This is a genomic window from Leisingera sp. M527 (assembly GCF_025141525.1).
In the GTDB taxonomy this organism is placed as follows: domain Bacteria; phylum Pseudomonadota; class Alphaproteobacteria; order Rhodobacterales; family Rhodobacteraceae; genus Leisingera.
The window spans coordinates 2364508-2379042 of the sequence record NZ_CP081037.1 but is presented as its reverse complement, the minus strand read 5'-3'; the positions used below and the strand labels follow the sequence as shown (position 1 = coordinate 2379042).

Genomic DNA, 14535 nt, shown 5'->3' with positions numbered 1-14535 from the left:
GGTTACCTCAGCGTCTGCAGCCAGTTGAACGAGCCGCCTTCGGTCACAGCCGAACGGCCCTCGCCGTACTGGGCGGTGGTGAGGGTGGCCTTCAGGACCGGGTTGCCCAGCGTGATGGCGGCGCCAAGGGCAGCGCCCGGCCGGATGAACGGGGTGACCTCGATGTCTGCGGCAACACCGGCACCAGAGGCCACCGCGCCGGTCGCAATGCGGTGGTAGGCGTAGCGGGTTGGATTGGCGCCATAGGTGAAGCCCAGCAGGTCGCCGCGGCTGAGGATGTAGCCCGCAGGCAGGCCGGAAATATCCAGCTCGCGGTTGTTCGGGTTCAGCGCCTCGATGACAGGCGCGGAGCTGCCAAGGATGAATTTTTCCGGGTCGGCCGCCGGGTGCGGCTGGCGGGTGTCCCACAGCAGAAAGGATGCGCCGGGTTCGTCCAGCAGCGACAGGCGCGCCTCGATGGCGGCAATGGCGCTGTGGTGGTCCTTGTCCAGGACAATGCGCCCGCCCCACAGGCGGCTGCCGAGCCGGTGCTTGATCACGTCGCCGCCGTGGGTTTCCGACGTGGTATTGGCAGCACCCGGCCGGGAGGTGATCCGGGCGATGGGCAGGGTGTCAAAAAACTCGCTGAGGGGGAGGGGCCAGACCAGTGCCATCATCAAACCTTGTATGGATCTTCAAGAGTGTCTTTCACGGTCGAGCGGGCGGGGCCTTGGTCATAGTCCCGGACCACCTCGACGCTGATTTCCGAGGCGCGTTCTTCCACCACCGCCTCGAACATCGGTGAGGGCAGAAGGCGGACTGTCACTGAGGGGCGGGCTTGCCCGGCCGCCGCTGCCGCCGGGGGCGAACCGGCAGCGCCGCCGGGAACAATTCCGCTTGCAAAACCGGGGATTTCAACGCCGTCATTCATCGCCTGCAGGATCGGGCGGTAGCGGCGGGTGGCCTTGGCGGTGATGACGCTTTCACCGGCAGACAGCCAAGCCGGGACCTTGTCATCGCGGTTGCCGCCATCGCCGTGAACCATGCCAACAGTGCCGTCTGCGAAACCCAAGGCATTCAGGATGATATTCCCGCCGTCGCTGCCGGTGCTTTCACCGCCGCCAAACAGGCCGCCGCCGATGTTGAAAAGCTCGGCAAGAGGCCCCTTGCCAAAGAACACGGCTTCAGCGGCGGCGCGGATGATTGCTTCTTTCACGCGGTCCCAGGCGTCTGCGGCGGCATCGCCGCTGGACGTCAGCGCATCGCCCAGATCCTGGCCGGTTGCCTTCAGCCAATCAGCGGCCTCTTTGGTTTGCTCCAGTGCCTTTTCTTCTTCCAGCCGCTTGCGGATGATGGCTTCAACCGCCTTGCGTTCTGCATCGGTGGCGTCCTTCAGAACATCCCGATGCCGGATCATTTCCTGCATAACCGGGTCGGTTTCTTTCAGGACGTCCAGCCGCTCCCGCTCCCGCGCGATCAGCCGTTCAATGGCTTTCCGCTCAGAGTCATGCTGACCGGCACCGCCGCCCCGCTTTTTCCGCGGGTTCGAAGGCAGATCCACGTCCGGCAGGCCCTGATCGCGGTAAATGTAATCCGGGTTTCCGGCCCCTGCGCCTTCGCCGCGCGGGTCGTTGAAATCCGGGTTCGCGCGGATGCGGCCCATGATCTCGTTGCCCTGGGCTTCCAGCAGATTGGTTTTCAGGCGGTGGGCTTCATCTGCGGCCAGGGTGATATTGCCCGCCATATCGGCATCGGCCACCCCGTTGGCAGCATCCCAGGCCGCCATCAGCTCGGCCTTCAGCTCCTCGGAAATCTCCTGGGCATCAACCTGCTGCTGATAGGCGCGCCGCTCTGCCTGAAGGCGCAGTTCTGCGGCCTGTAAACTGCCGTCGCCATGCGTTGCAATGGCCTCCTGCAAAGCCTCTTCGGTCTGAAGCTGGGCAATTGTGTTGCGGGCGGCGGTCTCGATCTTCAGGCGCTCGTCCAGATAACCCTTGGCCGAATTCTGCAGGTTCTGCCACAGCTCGCTGCCGGTGGCCTGAAGCTCCTGCCAGGGCGCCTGGACGCGACCGGCGAAGACTTCCAGATCGCGGATGACAGCCGCCAGGCCTTCATAGAATTCCCGCTGGCTGGCGTTCAGCCCGTCCAGGCCGCCAGCAGCCTCCAGCAGCATTTCCCGCACATCCAGCGCGGCGGCCAGCCGCTTGGCAGGGTCTTCGCTGCTGTCCAGCAGTTCCAGATTACGGGCAAAAACATCGCTCAATTCCCGATGCGTGGACAGCATCGAACTCAGGCCAAGGAAATCACGGGCCATGCCGCGGGAATTGCGTTCATCAAAAAACGAGGTTTCAAGAACCAGGTTGCGGACACTCTCGGCGGTGGCGTCAATTGCCTTTTGCGCGTCGAGCTTAGCCAGGGCCGCCATATCGGCCAGCACCAGGCGCAGTTCGGGGGAGGCCGAGCCGAATTCCTCGACCATTTCAGCAACGCTGAGACGGGTCTTCTGCGACTTGTCACTGAACGCCTCGATGGCGTCCCCGGCCGCTTCGATCCGGTCTTCCAGAGTTTCGGCGGCCTCGGCAGAACCGGTCATCCACTGGATCATCGCTGCGCCCGCAGCAATGCCGCCGATGGTGATCAGGTTCAGTGGGCTGATCATGCGCACCAATGCCTGGCGCATCATGTTTGCCGCATTCGCCGCCCCGGAGTTGCCGAACACTTGGGTGATTTGAGTGCCCTGCTGAATGGCGAGCTGAAGCGGGTTTTGCCCGGCAGCAAGCATGACGCCAATGTCGTTGAATTGGGCCGTCAGGTTGCCGACCTGACCCGCTGCAAGCTGGTGGCTGGCGCCAACAGTGACAGCGTCCCTGGCAACAGAGGCTTCCGCTGCGCTGAGGGCTTGCGTCCGGCTTGCGGCCGCTCCGGAGGCGGTGCCGAGCTGCTTGATTTCCCGCGCGGCCTTGGCTTCCTCAAAACTGAGGACTTTGGCGGATTTCCCGGCAGCGTCTTTTGCCCCTTTCAGCTCCTGCAGCTCTTGAATGCCCTGAGAGGCATCCATCAAGACTTTTCCGGAGAGGACGAAGGGCATGATCAGTTTCCGCTGCTTTCGGCCAGAACGCCGCTTTCAATCATCTGGACCTTGGCAAACAGGTCCGGGGTCATTTCGGTGCCGCTGAATGCCCAGGCGGCCTGGGCGCCGGGGTAGTTCAATCCGGTGATGCGGCTGCGGCCGTCTGCCAGGGCGATCCGGTTCAACTGGGTTGCGGCGTCCAGAAAGGCTTCCACCGCCACCGTGTTTTGCCGCCAGACGCCCTCCGGATCTGTCCGGCCCGGCCGCCCTGCGGACATCAGCTCTTTCGGGATGCCCAGGGTTTCGGCGTCTTCGTCTTCCTCGCACCGGGCGGGCGAGGTGCTGAACAATTTGCCCTGCACCCACGCCCGCCCGGCCCAGATCAGTTTCCCGGCAGAAGACCGTTCATGCCGTTGTGATAGGCCGCCATCAGCGCGATCCGGGCGTAGGGCAGTTTGAAGACGGTCTCGCGGATCTCATCATTGTAGGGAATGGGCTTGCCATCCGCTCCGGCCAGGTCATCCAGGGAAGCCACAGCCTGGCGCAGGAACTCTTTGGTGCCCTCAATATCCGCCATGCCGAGACCGTTGAGTGCGTCATCGTCCATGGCGTTGAAAGTGGCCTTGAAGTCCTGCTCGTCTACGCCGTCGTCTTTGGGCACACGGACTTTCACGATGCGGGTAAAGGTGGGCCGTTCGATGATATTGAACACTGGGGTTTGCTCCTTTGGGATCAGGTGAGGGTCAGCGACCACTGGCTGTTCAGGGCGGCAGCGCGGGGCACCAGACGCAGAGGCCATTCCTTGATGCCCTGGGACTGCGACAGGCCCGGCCGCTGCATCTGGGCAGTCGGCAGGTTGAGGGTGGCGATCTTCCCGGCCTCGGTGCCGTGGGTCAGAACCACGGCGGGCTGGTCCATGTTCATGGCCATCTGGAACGGATTGAAATCCGCCAGCGGCATGGCGTTCACGGTGGTTTCAAACAGTTCTGATTTGTCGGTGATCAGAATGTCTTCGGAGCCGACCAGGAAACGCGGTTCAACCTTGTTGCCCAGGGCCAGCTTGGCGGTCTTCATGACCAGGCTGGTGCCGCCGATGGTGAACACCGGGGTGTTGTTGTGGCTGACAATTGTCGGCTCGGTCCAGGACGCCAGGTCAACAGTTGGCGGCGCGGTGTCGGTGGGCAGCGTGAACAGCCCGGTGAGGTCGAATTTGATCTTGGGCGTAGCTTGGGCATCAAGCATGAAATCAGCGGTGCCGCGGATGCCGCGCATGACATAGCGGGTGCCGCCGATGCTGATATGCACGGTCCCGGCCTCCTGGCCGTCAACGATGGGGCTGTACACAACGGAGGTGCCCGCGGTGATGGTTTCGGCAACGGCGCAGGCGCGCAGCAGCGGCCCCCAGGCCGGGGGCGTGCCCGCCACGCCGGACGCGCTGAGGTCCACAGTCAAGGCCAGCTTGGCGTGAATATCCGTGGGAATGGTGCCGTTGGCACTCATGCCGGGCTGTTCCAGGTCGCGGTCCTGGTCCTGGCCTTCCATCGGCTTGAAGGTCACATCAAAGCCTCGGATGGCATTGGCGCCGCCGGTCGGGGTGGCGTCATCGCCGTAGGTGCTTTCCAACTTGAACAGGATGCGCTTGTCGCGCCAATATTTCGGGGCGGCCATTTATGCCTCCTTTTCCTTGCGGGCGGGTTTGGCCGGGGCCTTCGGCTTCGGATCTGCAGCGGGCTTTTCAACCTGCTTCAGTTTGCCGTCAGGCTGGCGGGTAAAGCTGCCGCCGGATTGGGGCAGGGGAGGCTTGCTCATGATGTGACCCTCAGTTCGGTGTTGATGGAAAAGACCAGCTCATAGAGGAGGCGGCCGCCGGTGATGGACAGCAGGCGGCCGCGGTCCACCTGAAACACGCCGGGGCCAGCCTCCGGCGCCCAGCCCGCCAGGGCAGAGGCAACGCTGGTAATGAGCGGATCCACCTCTTCCAGCGCTTTGGCGCCGGTCTTGGATTGGCTGGGGGCGATCAGCAGAACGGAATAGGCACGGGCCAGCGGCTGGGCGAAAACCCCGGTGCCCGCCTCGGCTTTGCCGCCTTTCAGGCCTGCGGGGGAAACCGTCGCGGTGGCATTCTGCGGCAGGCGGTTGCTCCGGATCATTTCGACCAGGTCAGCAACAGGCTTTGCCCGGTTTGAAAGTGCGGGAACCTGATCGTTCAAGCGGCTGACAATCGCATCCAGCATCAGATGAACCCTTTCAGGTTCTTGGCAGTCAGCGGGCGTTCCCGGTCGGTGACGCGCACGCCATTGCCGGGCTGGGTCGCGGGTTCCACACCGGCAACGGGCAGGCGGACCCTGCCGCTGGAAATCTTGTCCAGGGTTTCTTTGGCTTCCTTGTACTCGTCCTTGATTTTGCCTTCGGGCGAGTAGGTGTGCAGCTTGTAGATAACGATGGCTTCCGCCAGCTCCTCAATGAGCGGCGGGGTCACGGCCAGCGGCAGAACGTAGCGGCCCTGCAAATGACCGTCGATCAGCGCATCAGCGCCTTCGATGGCGCCGACAACCACGGTGTCGTCAATCTGGCCGGTCGGTTCGTCTGCGCGGTCTGTCAGCTCAATCAGCAGGCTGTCGCCGTACCGTTTCGCCAGCTTGCCCAGAGTGGTGTAGGCCATGGTGCCCTCAAATGATCAGGAAAAGGGGAAGGGATGGCAGCGCCAAAGGGGCGCTGCCGGTTTACTCGCTGTCCAGCGCTTGAACGACCTTCAGGCCTTCGAGCGTCTTGAACTCCGTCGGGGTCAGTTCAACCGTGTCGTTCTCGGTGTCCGGGGCGTAGGTTTCGCCGTTGTATTTCAGCTCGCTGAGAACACGGGCGCTGACCTTTTCTGCATCATCCTTTGGCGGTGCAGTGGTGCCTCCGGCGCGCCCTTCAGCCGCCGCAATGGCTGCCTTCAGGTTGTCGTTCGAGATGTTGCCGGGAAGATCCAGCTTCAGCTCCTTGGCGCGCGTGAATAGGGCTTTGCGTTCACTCATGACCGCCCCCTTATGCCGCCACTGCGTTCTGGATGTAGTAGCCGACGTCTTTGGCGACGATCAGCTCTTTCACCCGTTCGCCGCGCCGGATGCGGTAGCCGCCCTGCAGGCCAATGTCCTTGTCCTCAATACGCCCGGCGATCTTGCCGCCGAACTCGGCGGTGAACCCCCAGGTGATGCCACCGCCCTGGGACGTGGCCATCTTGTTGATGTGCAGCAGGGAGATATTGTTGCCCCAGGCACGCTGCAGGTTGGCGGGCTGGTTCGGTTTTGCGGCGTTGAAATAGGCATCGCCAATCAGCAACCGCTTGATGCCTTCGCCGGAAAACAGCTCAAGGAACTGCTGGCGGGTCACAATGCCTTCGCTGGTCAGGTTGCCTTTGACGGCGTTGACGAGTTTCGGGTGCGAAGACAGTGCCGTCCAGACTTTGCGCCCCATCACCATCGTGTTGGCGGGCATGATCAGCGTTTTTTCAAGCCCGGTTTTGATGATGCCAATCGGGTCGGAATTGGCGTAGTCGGAAAACTGGTCGCCGCCCGCCAGAGTGGTTTTGCGGCCGTCCGCATAGTTGTCAGCATTATGGACGGTACGGGCCACCCGGACTTCCCGGATGTTTTCAATGGTCTCGGAAACCATTTCCACTGCATGGCCTTCGGGGTCGAAGTTTGACACGCCTGCAGCACGGGCAGCGGCAGCGGCATCAATATCGGAAATCGGTACGGGAGCGTCCAGGCCGTAGTCTTCCACTTCAGACGTGCGCTGAGTGCCGCCGAATTCGAGCTGGTTGACCCGGCCTTTGCGGCTGACACGGGCGTCGGGCGTGTTGAATGCCTCTTCAACAGGGTATTCAGTCCAGCTGAACTTTTCGCCGGGCACGGTATGGCGGGGCATCACCTCATCGGCGATGCGGGAGGCCTCCGGGTTTTTGTAGCCGACCGCAATGGCGGTCAGGATCGGGTCAGATTGAAACGGGCGGGTAGGCGCCATGGTCAGGTCCTTTCAGGAAATCAGGCTTCGTGCAGCAGGCCAGGGGCCAGGAAGGCCATGATGGTGTCGCCAGCGATGCCGGGTTCATCGGCAAAGCCGACAATGCGCAGGGTGGTGGAAGCGGTGGCCACGGCCAGGACGGCGGCGGCGTCGGCATCAGAGGTGAGCGGGTCACCGGCACTCACCGGACCGCCCAGGATCACGGGAACCAGACCGGCGCGGTGCACGTCGCACATGCCGCCCGCCGCAGCACCCATGCTGTCCGAAACGCCCAGGGACGCGGCGGTATTGCCGTCTGCCAGGTCAATTGTCTGGCCGTTTGCCGGATCAGCAAATTTGACGATGCGGCGGCCGGTGATCTCAGAAGCGGCTTCATAGCCGCGGATGAAGGCCGGGATCATGCTTTGCCCTCCTGCACAGCGTGCACCGCTTCGGTGATGCTGATTTCAAAACCGGCCTTGGCCTGCTGCAGTTGGTAGGCGGTGGCTTTGCCCGCCAGTTCGGTGGCATTCAGCGCCAGGCTGGTGCCGCTGCCGGGGGGTGTATCCGGCAGCAACTCGCCTTCCACCTTGGGAAAGCCATTGATCATCGCCTCGGTGCGTTCCGGGTTTTCCTGGTGCATGGTGATGAAGGTGTCGCGTTGCGGCTTTACGCCCATGCGCATGTCGGCAATGGCGCCGTCCACAAAACTGGTGGCGGCGGCTTTCTTGTTGCCTTCCTTCAGGGTGCTGAATTCATCCGACAACCCTTTCAATGAAGACTGCAAGGCGATGATTTGAGCATCCTTGCCGGTGGTGTCGGCGTTGGCGCTTTGGGCGGCAGTCAGAATATCTTTAGCGCCCGCATCTTCAGCGCAGCCCAGGGCAATGCCGATCTGGCCAAGCTGGGATTGCAATTCAGTGCTTTTCTCGCTGGGCTTCCGTGCCTTCAGCGCTTTGGTGATGTCCTCCTCGCTGGCATCGGCCGCAAGGCCCAGCAGCTTGGCGACGGTTTCCCGGAACGGCATGGTTTCACTCTCCTGGTTAAGCGCGGTCAGCCCGCGCAGATTTGGCTGATTGACGAGGGACGCCCGCGGGATGGCGACGATTTCCCGCCCGGCCGGCTGCAGCAGGGCGACAACCGGGGAAATGCCCGCAAAGGCGCGGTCTTCGAGCAGTTCACGGCCCTTGCCGGTCCATTCGACCTGGCCCCAGATGCCGTCTTCACGGGCCTGCATCCTGGTGATCCAGCCGCGTGCGGGGGCGGGAAGGCCCTTCGGGGCGGCAAGATCGGTCGCATGATTGACGTCGATCGGCAGCTTGCTGGCCCCGTCAAAGCTGGCTGCAATGATCTTTTCTGCGTCGGTTACATGATACGGCCCCCGGCTGTCGTTGGTTTGCACCAGGCCGGATTTTGTGGGCAGAAGATGCACCCATTCCGGAACCCCGGCGCCGTCGGCGCTGGGGAGTTCGGATTGGATCGCAATTGCGGTGGTCTGATACGTGTTTCCCATGCCAGCGAATGTCGCAGGCGGGCGCGCGCCGAAATACCCGCACCTATGTGCGGGTCAATGGAGCGGAAGTGTTCGGGGGGCGGTTCGGGACAGGTTGGCGGGGCAGGTATGCCAGGTCAACCCCGGCTGTTTGCCGCGCTTTCCAGCCACTCTTCCAGTTCGAGCGCCATATTGTCCTGGTCCTCATCGGAAAGGCCGATGAATTCGCGGGCGGGGATGCCGCCCCAGGGTATTGAAGACCCGTTTGAAGCGGTGCCAAAGGCGCCTTTGGCAGCCCCAAACTGCATGACAGCGGCCTGGATGGCATTGGAGCCGTACTCCAGCCCGTCCTTGCTGGCCTCATAAAAGAGGCTGTTGCGCATGTCGCCTGATTGATTCAACGGCGCGCCATAGGAAAGGCCCAGTTTGGCGTAGCGGTCGATTGTCGTCTGGGACCGGGGCGCAAAGGGGCTGCCGTCGGGGTTTTCGCCCTTCAACATCCGGTCCTGAGTGGAGTTGACCAGGTATTCGCCCAGATCCGCCATCGCCTCGGATGGGTCAGCCAGCGCATCCCGGAGCGCTTCCAGCATCGGGTCCAGGGTGTCCGTGTTGTAAACAAGTCCGCTCATGGCTATATTCTACCTGCTTTCGTTGGGGGCATCAGACCGCCAGGCTCATAACCTGGAACCGTGTTCGGGCGTTCAGGTCGGGGACCCATCGGAAGCTCTTCTTCCCCACATGGATTGAACTGCCAGCATCCGGCGCTTCTTGCCGCGGATCTCCATGGCCACTGTGTAGGTCACCGCGCCGATCCGGCGGGAAAATCGGACCACGGGCAATCCGGCGCGTGTTTCGCCCGCCGCCTCGATGACGTCAGGCTGATTCAGGATGCGGGGCAGAAGCGCGTAAGTTTCCGCACTGATCGGGATCTGGCCGCGCAGGGCTTCAGAGGCGGCGCCGTGTCCCGAAAGGATGTGGCGCACTGCAGGCGCGTCCAGCGTGAAGTGATAGTTCTCAAGATCGCTGCCCAGCAGGTCATTCACCCGCTGCCGGTGCGCCTGGGTGAGGCGGCCCATGGTCCGGACCGGTTGAACCGCGCGGCCCTCCTGCACAGCTTTTGCATAGCGGCGCAGGTCGGTCATCAGCGACGGCAGATTGCGGTAGGCGCTGGACAGTGCATCCTGCTGGACGGCCGGGAAATCATCCAGATACGCACGGGCAATAGAGTAGGGCCAGTTTACCGTCTTCTTGGCCATGGCCTGCACCAGGTCCGCAACAGACGCGCCCGGCGCATGGCCCCAGCCTTCATCTATGCCGGCGGGCGCGCCGGTTTCGGCCAGGGGGGCATCCCAGCCGTCCCGGAGCTTTACACCGGGCTTGCCGCCGCGCCGGATCGCCCCGGCAATTGAGCGGGCGCCAAAGACATTGCAACTGCAGCCAAAGCCGTTCTGCGGGAAGGCAATCAGCCAGAAGCCGTGGCTTGAGGGAAGGATAAGCCCGTCCCAGGACAGGTGCTGCAGGCGCGGCTCCAAGGATCCGCCGTGCCGGTAGACAAGAAACGGGAAGTTACCGTCGCGGAGCTGCGCCCAGCGTCCGGCCATATAGCTGGTGCGCATATTGGTGCGGTAGATGGTCCGCATCCGCCAGTTGCGGCCTTTTTCGCTGCTTTCACCGGTCCAGCCGCGGCGGAGTACAATGGCCCTGAAATCGTCTTTGAACGCCTCAAAGCCGGTGCCTTCCACAATCGCCTTGTCCACCGCGGCGGCCAGGTCTGCCAGCAAGTCGGCCTTGGTGGCTCCCGCGACGGCAAAAGTCCGGTCATGGGCCGCGCCGTCCAGGTCATCCCATGCCGCTGTGGGGACCAGGTTGCCGAGCCGCAGACGAAAGGCCGCGGCCTGTTCCTTGAACGGGCGGCGGAAGGTGGCGGCCAGCGCATCAGTCACCGGCTTCATCCTCTGCAGCGGCACGCCCGCCAGCCGCCGCCGCCGTGATGGCATCGGTCAGGGCAGCGGACAGGCCGGATGCATCCAGATCGGAATAGGCGTTCAGCAGGATTTCCCGGAACTCCTCAAAGCTGGACGCGGCTTCAAGCATGGCTTCAATCTGATCCAGCATCCCGTCCACCGCCGGGCCTGCCTCCAGCTCAAGCCGGGCGGTCAGATCCGGAATTGGCGACACCCCCGAAAAATCGCCCGTAGAGGGCTGTTCGGACTGCAGGGCGGTATCGCCCCCTGAATTCCCTTTCCGGGTATAAAACCCCCCTTTAAAAATGCTCTCAGGGGTATTCCCGTTGCCTGCGCCCGGTTGCATTCCCGGCTGAGGCGGGGTTTCCGGCGGTTTGCCCAGTATCGCGTCCTTCGCCTTCGGTGCAGACAGCCCCAGCTTGTCCAGAACCTCTTTCTGAGAAACCTGCAGCCCGGCAGCAACCCAAGGCACGGTCGCATCGGTCCAGGCTTTCAAATCCTCTGCCTCAGGGCGTGCGATGACCAGGCGGGGGTAAACCTTCTGCGGCCCGTGGTTCAGATCAATGAAAGGGCGCACCAGTTGGCGGTTCAGGATCGCTGCCAGCATCCGGCCATCAGCGCGTTCAATATCCTCCTGCACTTCGCGGTGCTCTTTGCCGGACCCAAGCCCGCCGGTAACCGCATCGGTGGTCGAGGTCTGTCCCAGGACGGCCTTTGACGTTTGCTTGTCCAGCCAGTCGGCGCGCTTTTCGTAAAGGTCGGACGAGGCGCCGACATTCGGGGCCGCAACAATATCCACCGACATACTGGCCGGCATGATGGCGGCGCAGTCGCCAGCGATATCAGCGACAGCTCTGAACAGCGTGTTTTTCTCGGCGTCCGACGTGCCAGGCGCGTATTTTCCGATTCTGATCGGCTGGCCGAATGTCTGGGTGAATATTGACCAGTCCCGCTGAGTGTAGGCCTTGAACATCCAGGACCAGCTTGCAATCCGGGCCAGACCGGACCGGAGATACAAACCGGACTTTGCCGGCATTGGGGCAAAGATGAACTTGAAAGGAGACAAGGGCACTTCCCGGCCTTTGTCATCCAGCAGAAGCGGGGTGCGCAGATCCGTGCGGTCGAACCGGAACCAGCGCTGATCGCGCCATTCCAGGCGCTCCGGTTGATACTGGCTTTCGGAGTAGTCCCAGATGATTTCCGTGAATGAATAGCCTTTGCCCACGGCATCCAGGATGTTGAAGATTTCCTCGGTCAGCTCGTCCCGCTTCAGCCAGGCCCGGATCAGTTCGGCGTGCTTCTTTGCGTCGGGCGTGTCGGCACCGGGTTCCACGGTGATTTCCAACTGGCTGACAGCCCGCTTGCGGGTGCCCAAAACGGCCAGGTAATGCGGGTCGCGTTCTTCAATGGTTTCCGCCAGGCCCATGTAGCGGATCGGGTCGCCGTGATCCGCCGCCCGCAGGATGCTGGCCAGGACAACAGGGTCCAAGCCATCAGCGGGATATCCAAAGACCGGCGAACGCGCGCCGCCAACTGTGGCGGCGGCGACTTCCTGGGTCAGCTCTGCGCGCTTCACCGGACGTCCGTATTGGTCCAGAACTTTTGGTTTGCGGCCCATTAGCGGCCTCCCCAGAGCCAAAACCGGAAATTGCCGAACCAGCCGGTGCCGCGCACCCGGCCGGATGCGGTCGGCAAGGTTGCTTGAGCAAGTTTTGCGCGCTCATTATTCCACTGCTTTGCCTGCTGCTGCGCGCGGCGTGCTTTGCTCCGCTTGCGCTCTTTTTTGGTGCGGGCCATCAAATCCCCCCTCTCAATTTTGCGCCCAGAGGCTGGCGCCACCACCCTTTGCCAACGCCCTGCGGCGTGCCAAACGGGTGGCCGCCATCGCTGTCCAGGCTGCCGTCTGCATGTTGCGTATTGGCGCCGCGGTAGGCGATTTCGGAATAATCCTGGCGGCTGGCGAAATAGGCCAGGGCGCTGGCCACGGCGCTGTCGCCGTGCCGGTCCAGCCCGTCCGTGCCTTTCATGCGGAAATTGTCGGGCACCTTGATGATGCCGTTCACGTACTGAAGGGATTGGTGGTCCTGCACCACGTCTTCGTGGGCGCACAGCACAATAGTCTTGTCGACGAATGCCTCAATGTAGGGGGGCATTTCACGCGAAAACCATTCACGGCTGAAGCTCACTTCAATGATCCGCTCGCCGTACCGCTGGGCCGCTTTTTCGGCCAGGTAGGCGCCGTTGCCGGTTTTATCCAGCGCGCCTTTGATGAAGTTCGGCACCCGGTCGCAGATGTAATAGAGAATGTCCCGCTGCTGATCGAACGGGATGTTGCGCAACTCCACCAGCAGCTTGGTTTCCCGGACCAGGGTGCCGGTGATTTCCTGAATGACAATGTCGGTGGCGTCGCCGGAGCGGGCAAAGTCTTCGCCCATCACATGTTTGCCGTTTTCGTTCAGCCCTTCCAGCACTGGCTTCAGGTGTTCTTCGCACCAGTCCAGAGCTGTTCTCTTGCGCACCTCATCCGGAGCGTTCTTGAACTCGTCCGGCTGTTTCCAGCGGTGATAAGGCACGCCCTGTTTGGTGCAGGCTTCGATCTGGACGCGGGTCAGGGCGGCGCCTTCGGCCTCGGCCGGGATGGCGTCCAGTTCCTGGCGCATGGCAGCGGTGCGGGACCCGTAGGCGGTGCGGATTGTCTTTTCCCAGGCGTCCTGGCCTTTCTGGCTCCACTCTTTCTCCCGCATCAGGCAGACGCGGCGGTACAGGCCGTTTTCAACGGCATCGCCGAACGGGATGTGATGAACCTGGTAGGGGGTCTTTCCGGCCCTGGCTTCCCGGATCAGCTCATTGAACGGGTTCAGAATGCCGTTGTGGGTGGAGATAATCCGGACCTTGCCGCCCCAGATCAGCATCGCGCTTACCGCGTCAATGACTTCGCGCACATCCTTGTGGAAGGCGGCCTCATCAATAACAACGATGCCCTGCAAACCCCGGATGTTGGCCGGGTTGGAAGACAGCGCCTCAACCCGGTAACCGCTGGCAAAGGTGACCCGGTAAGCCGTGATGAACTTGCTGGTGCCGTCCTCTTTCTTATCCTCAAACAGGTGTTCTTCAATATCGACCAGCTCACCGGCGACTACCTTGGCGAAATGCGCAACATAGCCGATGAATTCCCGGCCCTTTTCCTTGGTGTCCCCGATGTAGAACACGTTGTCGCCGCCTGCGGCCTTGGTGCTGGCGGCGGTGAGCGTGTCGTCCAGGGCCTCAGCAAAGGTAATGCCGGTGCGGCGGCCTTTTTCAGCGATTTTCAGATCGCTGTTATCTTCCAGCCAGGTCTTCTGATGCTCCATCAGAATGCCGTCGGCGAGCGGGTCCAGGTCCTCCGGCAGATCCGCACCCAGGCGCAACCCGTCCGGAAGTGTTTCCGCATCGCGCGACAGGATCGGTTGCTGCGGGGCCAGATCAGCTTCGGGTTTCATGTGCGCAGGCCCAGCACGCGGTTGCGGATATTCTCTGCCCGTTCCGGCGAAAGCCCGGCCTCGGAAACCGCTTCATCCAGGCGGCCGGCCATTTCAGCCTGCGCTTCTTCGCGGGCTTTCTTGGCGACACGCTGGCGTTCTTCTTCCAGCATTTTTTCCCGCAGACCGGCCGAATGCATCAGATCTTTCAGTGTGCGGGCGAGGTTGGCCAGGCTCTTGGCGTCAATCTGGTCGCCTTTTTCTGCCACCGCTTGCATGAGCTGGAACATCGCCGCAGCAATCATCTGCATCAGCGCCCGGTGCATTCCGCTTTCGGCTTCAATATCCATGTCCGCAAGCAGGGTTTCTGCAATCGCGAAGGCATCGCGCTGGGTTTTCAGGAGCTGGGAGAAATTCCCGACCGCTGATTTTCCGACGCGGAGTTCCAGGCCTTTTTCATCCAGCCAGAAATTCAGATCCTCAGTGACGCCGTGAATGTCACCAAAGCCCCGCTCCTGCAGCGCAAGGGCAAGCCGTTGGCGGATCTCCAGCGGGACAAGGTCAAGTTTCTTGGGAGGCGGCATG

At 62.4% G+C, this 14535-nt stretch carries 18 protein-coding genes; all 18 read right to left on the bottom strand.

The window, feature by feature from the left end:
• Positions 1-2: 2 nt before the first annotated feature.
• Positions 3-656, bottom strand: a complete 654-nt coding sequence (locus K3555_RS11870; protein ID WP_260005282.1) for a hypothetical protein — start codon at positions 654-656, stop codon at positions 3-5.
• On the bottom strand, positions 656-3037 hold the full coding sequence (locus K3555_RS11865; RefSeq protein ID WP_260005280.1) for a phage tail length tape measure family protein: 2382 nt from the start codon (positions 3035-3037) through the stop codon (positions 656-658). The genes K3555_RS11870 and K3555_RS11865 overlap by 1 nt, the downstream gene beginning before the upstream one ends.
• Positions 3038-3069: 32 nt before the next feature.
• On the bottom strand, positions 3070-3411 hold the full coding sequence (locus tag K3555_RS11860) for a DUF1799 domain-containing protein (RefSeq protein ID WP_260005276.1): 342 nt from the start codon (positions 3409-3411) through the stop codon (positions 3070-3072).
• Positions 3412-3431: 20 nt separating this feature from the next.
• A complete protein-coding gene (locus K3555_RS11855; RefSeq protein WP_260005275.1) occupies positions 3432-3761 on the bottom strand; it encodes a hypothetical protein in 330 nt (109 codons plus the stop codon).
• A gap of 20 nt (positions 3762-3781) precedes the next feature.
• Entirely contained in the window at positions 3782-4717 is a 936-nt protein-coding gene (locus K3555_RS11850) for a phage tail tube protein (RefSeq protein ID WP_260005273.1), read from the bottom strand.
• A complete protein-coding gene (locus tag K3555_RS11845) occupies positions 4718-4858 on the bottom strand; it encodes a hypothetical protein (protein WP_024090508.1) in 141 nt (46 codons plus the stop codon). It lies immediately after the preceding gene.
• Positions 4855-5283 carry a hypothetical protein gene (locus K3555_RS11840; RefSeq protein WP_260005272.1) on the bottom strand — a complete coding sequence of 143 codons (429 nt, stop codon included), beginning with the start codon at positions 5281-5283 and terminating at the stop codon, positions 4855-4857. Before K3555_RS11840 ends, K3555_RS11845 begins: the two co-directional genes overlap by 4 nt.
• Positions 5283-5711, bottom strand: coding sequence for a gp436 family protein (locus K3555_RS11835; protein WP_260005265.1), 429 nt, complete (start codon positions 5709-5711; stop codon positions 5283-5285). The genes K3555_RS11840 and K3555_RS11835 overlap by 1 nt, the downstream gene beginning before the upstream one ends.
• 61 nt (positions 5712-5772) lie before the next feature.
• Complete coding sequence (locus tag K3555_RS11830) at positions 5773-6069, bottom strand: hypothetical protein (protein ID WP_260005264.1); 297 nt, start codon at positions 6067-6069, stop codon at positions 5773-5775.
• Between the two features lie 10 nt (positions 6070-6079).
• Positions 6080-7057 (bottom strand): capsid protein, encoded by a 978-nt coding sequence (locus tag K3555_RS11825; RefSeq protein ID WP_260005262.1) that lies wholly within the window; start codon positions 7055-7057, stop codon positions 6080-6082.
• Between the two features lie 20 nt (positions 7058-7077).
• Positions 7078-7458, bottom strand: a complete 381-nt coding sequence (locus K3555_RS11820) for a capsid cement protein (protein WP_260005261.1) — start codon at positions 7456-7458, stop codon at positions 7078-7080.
• Complete coding sequence (locus K3555_RS11815) at positions 7455-8549, bottom strand: phage protease (protein WP_260005260.1); 1095 nt, start codon at positions 8547-8549, stop codon at positions 7455-7457. The genes K3555_RS11820 and K3555_RS11815 overlap by 4 nt, the downstream gene beginning before the upstream one ends.
• Positions 8550-8665: 116 nt before the next feature.
• A complete protein-coding gene (locus K3555_RS11810) occupies positions 8666-9157 on the bottom strand; it encodes a phage virion morphogenesis protein (protein ID WP_260005259.1) in 492 nt (163 codons plus the stop codon).
• A 72-nt stretch (positions 9158-9229) separates the two neighbouring features.
• Positions 9230-10480, bottom strand: coding sequence for a phage minor head protein (locus K3555_RS11805; RefSeq protein ID WP_409201656.1), 1251 nt, complete (start codon positions 10478-10480; stop codon positions 9230-9232).
• The gene (locus K3555_RS11800) at positions 10464-12110 is read right to left on the bottom strand and encodes a DUF935 domain-containing protein (RefSeq protein ID WP_260005257.1); all 1647 of its coding nucleotides are present in this window, start codon (positions 12108-12110) and stop codon (positions 10464-10466) included. Before K3555_RS11800 ends, K3555_RS11805 begins: the two co-directional genes overlap by 17 nt.
• Positions 12110-12289 carry a hypothetical protein gene (locus K3555_RS11795; protein ID WP_260005256.1) on the bottom strand — a complete coding sequence of 60 codons (180 nt, stop codon included), beginning with the start codon at positions 12287-12289 and terminating at the stop codon, positions 12110-12112. Before K3555_RS11795 ends, K3555_RS11800 begins: the two co-directional genes overlap by 1 nt.
• The gene (locus K3555_RS11790; protein ID WP_260005253.1) at positions 12289-13971 is read right to left on the bottom strand and encodes a hypothetical protein; all 1683 of its coding nucleotides are present in this window, start codon (positions 13969-13971) and stop codon (positions 12289-12291) included. Before K3555_RS11790 ends, K3555_RS11795 begins: the two co-directional genes overlap by 1 nt.
• On the bottom strand, positions 13968-14534 hold the full coding sequence (locus K3555_RS11785) for a DUF3486 family protein (RefSeq protein ID WP_259985137.1): 567 nt from the start codon (positions 14532-14534) through the stop codon (positions 13968-13970). The genes K3555_RS11790 and K3555_RS11785 overlap by 4 nt, the downstream gene beginning before the upstream one ends.
• Between the last annotated feature and the right edge of the window lies 1 nt (position 14535).

Coding starts and splice junctions, on each gene's coding strand:
- K3555_RS11785 (WP_259985137.1), bottom strand. CDS start 14,534: ATGCCGCCTCCCAAGAAACTTGACCTTGTCCCGCTGGAGATCCGCCAA.
- K3555_RS11790 (WP_260005253.1), bottom strand. CDS start 13,971: ATGAAACCCGAAGCTGATCTGGCCCCGCAGCAACCGATCCTGTCGCGC.
- K3555_RS11815 (WP_260005260.1), bottom strand. CDS start 8,549: ATGGGAAACACGTATCAGACCACCGCAATTGCGATCCAATCCGAACTC.
- K3555_RS11850 (WP_260005273.1), bottom strand. CDS start 4,717: ATGGCCGCCCCGAAATATTGGCGCGACAAGCGCATCCTGTTCAAGTTG.
- K3555_RS11795 (WP_260005256.1), bottom strand. CDS start 12,289: ATGGCCCGCACCAAAAAAGAGCGCAAGCGGAGCAAAGCACGCCGCGCG.
- K3555_RS11835 (WP_260005265.1), bottom strand. CDS start 5,711: ATGGCCTACACCACTCTGGGCAAGCTGGCGAAACGGTACGGCGACAGC.
- K3555_RS11805 (WP_409201656.1), bottom strand. CDS start 10,480: ATGAAGCCGGTGACTGATGCGCTGGCCGCCACCTTCCGCCGCCCGTTC.
- K3555_RS11865 (WP_260005280.1), bottom strand. CDS start 3,037: ATGGATGCCTCTCAGGGCATTCAAGAGCTGCAGGAGCTGAAAGGGGCA.
- K3555_RS11820 (WP_260005261.1), bottom strand. CDS start 7,458: ATGATCCCGGCCTTCATCCGCGGCTATGAAGCCGCTTCTGAGATCACC.
- K3555_RS11845 (WP_024090508.1), bottom strand. CDS start 4,858: ATGAGCAAGCCTCCCCTGCCCCAATCCGGCGGCAGCTTTACCCGCCAG.
- K3555_RS11800 (WP_260005257.1), bottom strand. CDS start 12,110: ATGGGCCGCAAACCAAAAGTTCTGGACCAATACGGACGTCCGGTGAAG.
- K3555_RS11830 (WP_260005264.1), bottom strand. CDS start 6,069: ATGAGTGAACGCAAAGCCCTATTCACGCGCGCCAAGGAGCTGAAGCTG.
- K3555_RS11840 (WP_260005272.1), bottom strand. CDS start 5,283: ATGCTGGATGCGATTGTCAGCCGCTTGAACGATCAGGTTCCCGCACTT.
- K3555_RS11870 (WP_260005282.1), bottom strand. CDS start 656: ATGATGGCACTGGTCTGGCCCCTCCCCCTCAGCGAGTTTTTTGACACC.
- K3555_RS11825 (WP_260005262.1), bottom strand. CDS start 7,057: ATGGCGCCTACCCGCCCGTTTCAATCTGACCCGATCCTGACCGCCATT.
- K3555_RS11810 (WP_260005259.1), bottom strand. CDS start 9,157: ATGAGCGGACTTGTTTACAACACGGACACCCTGGACCCGATGCTGGAA.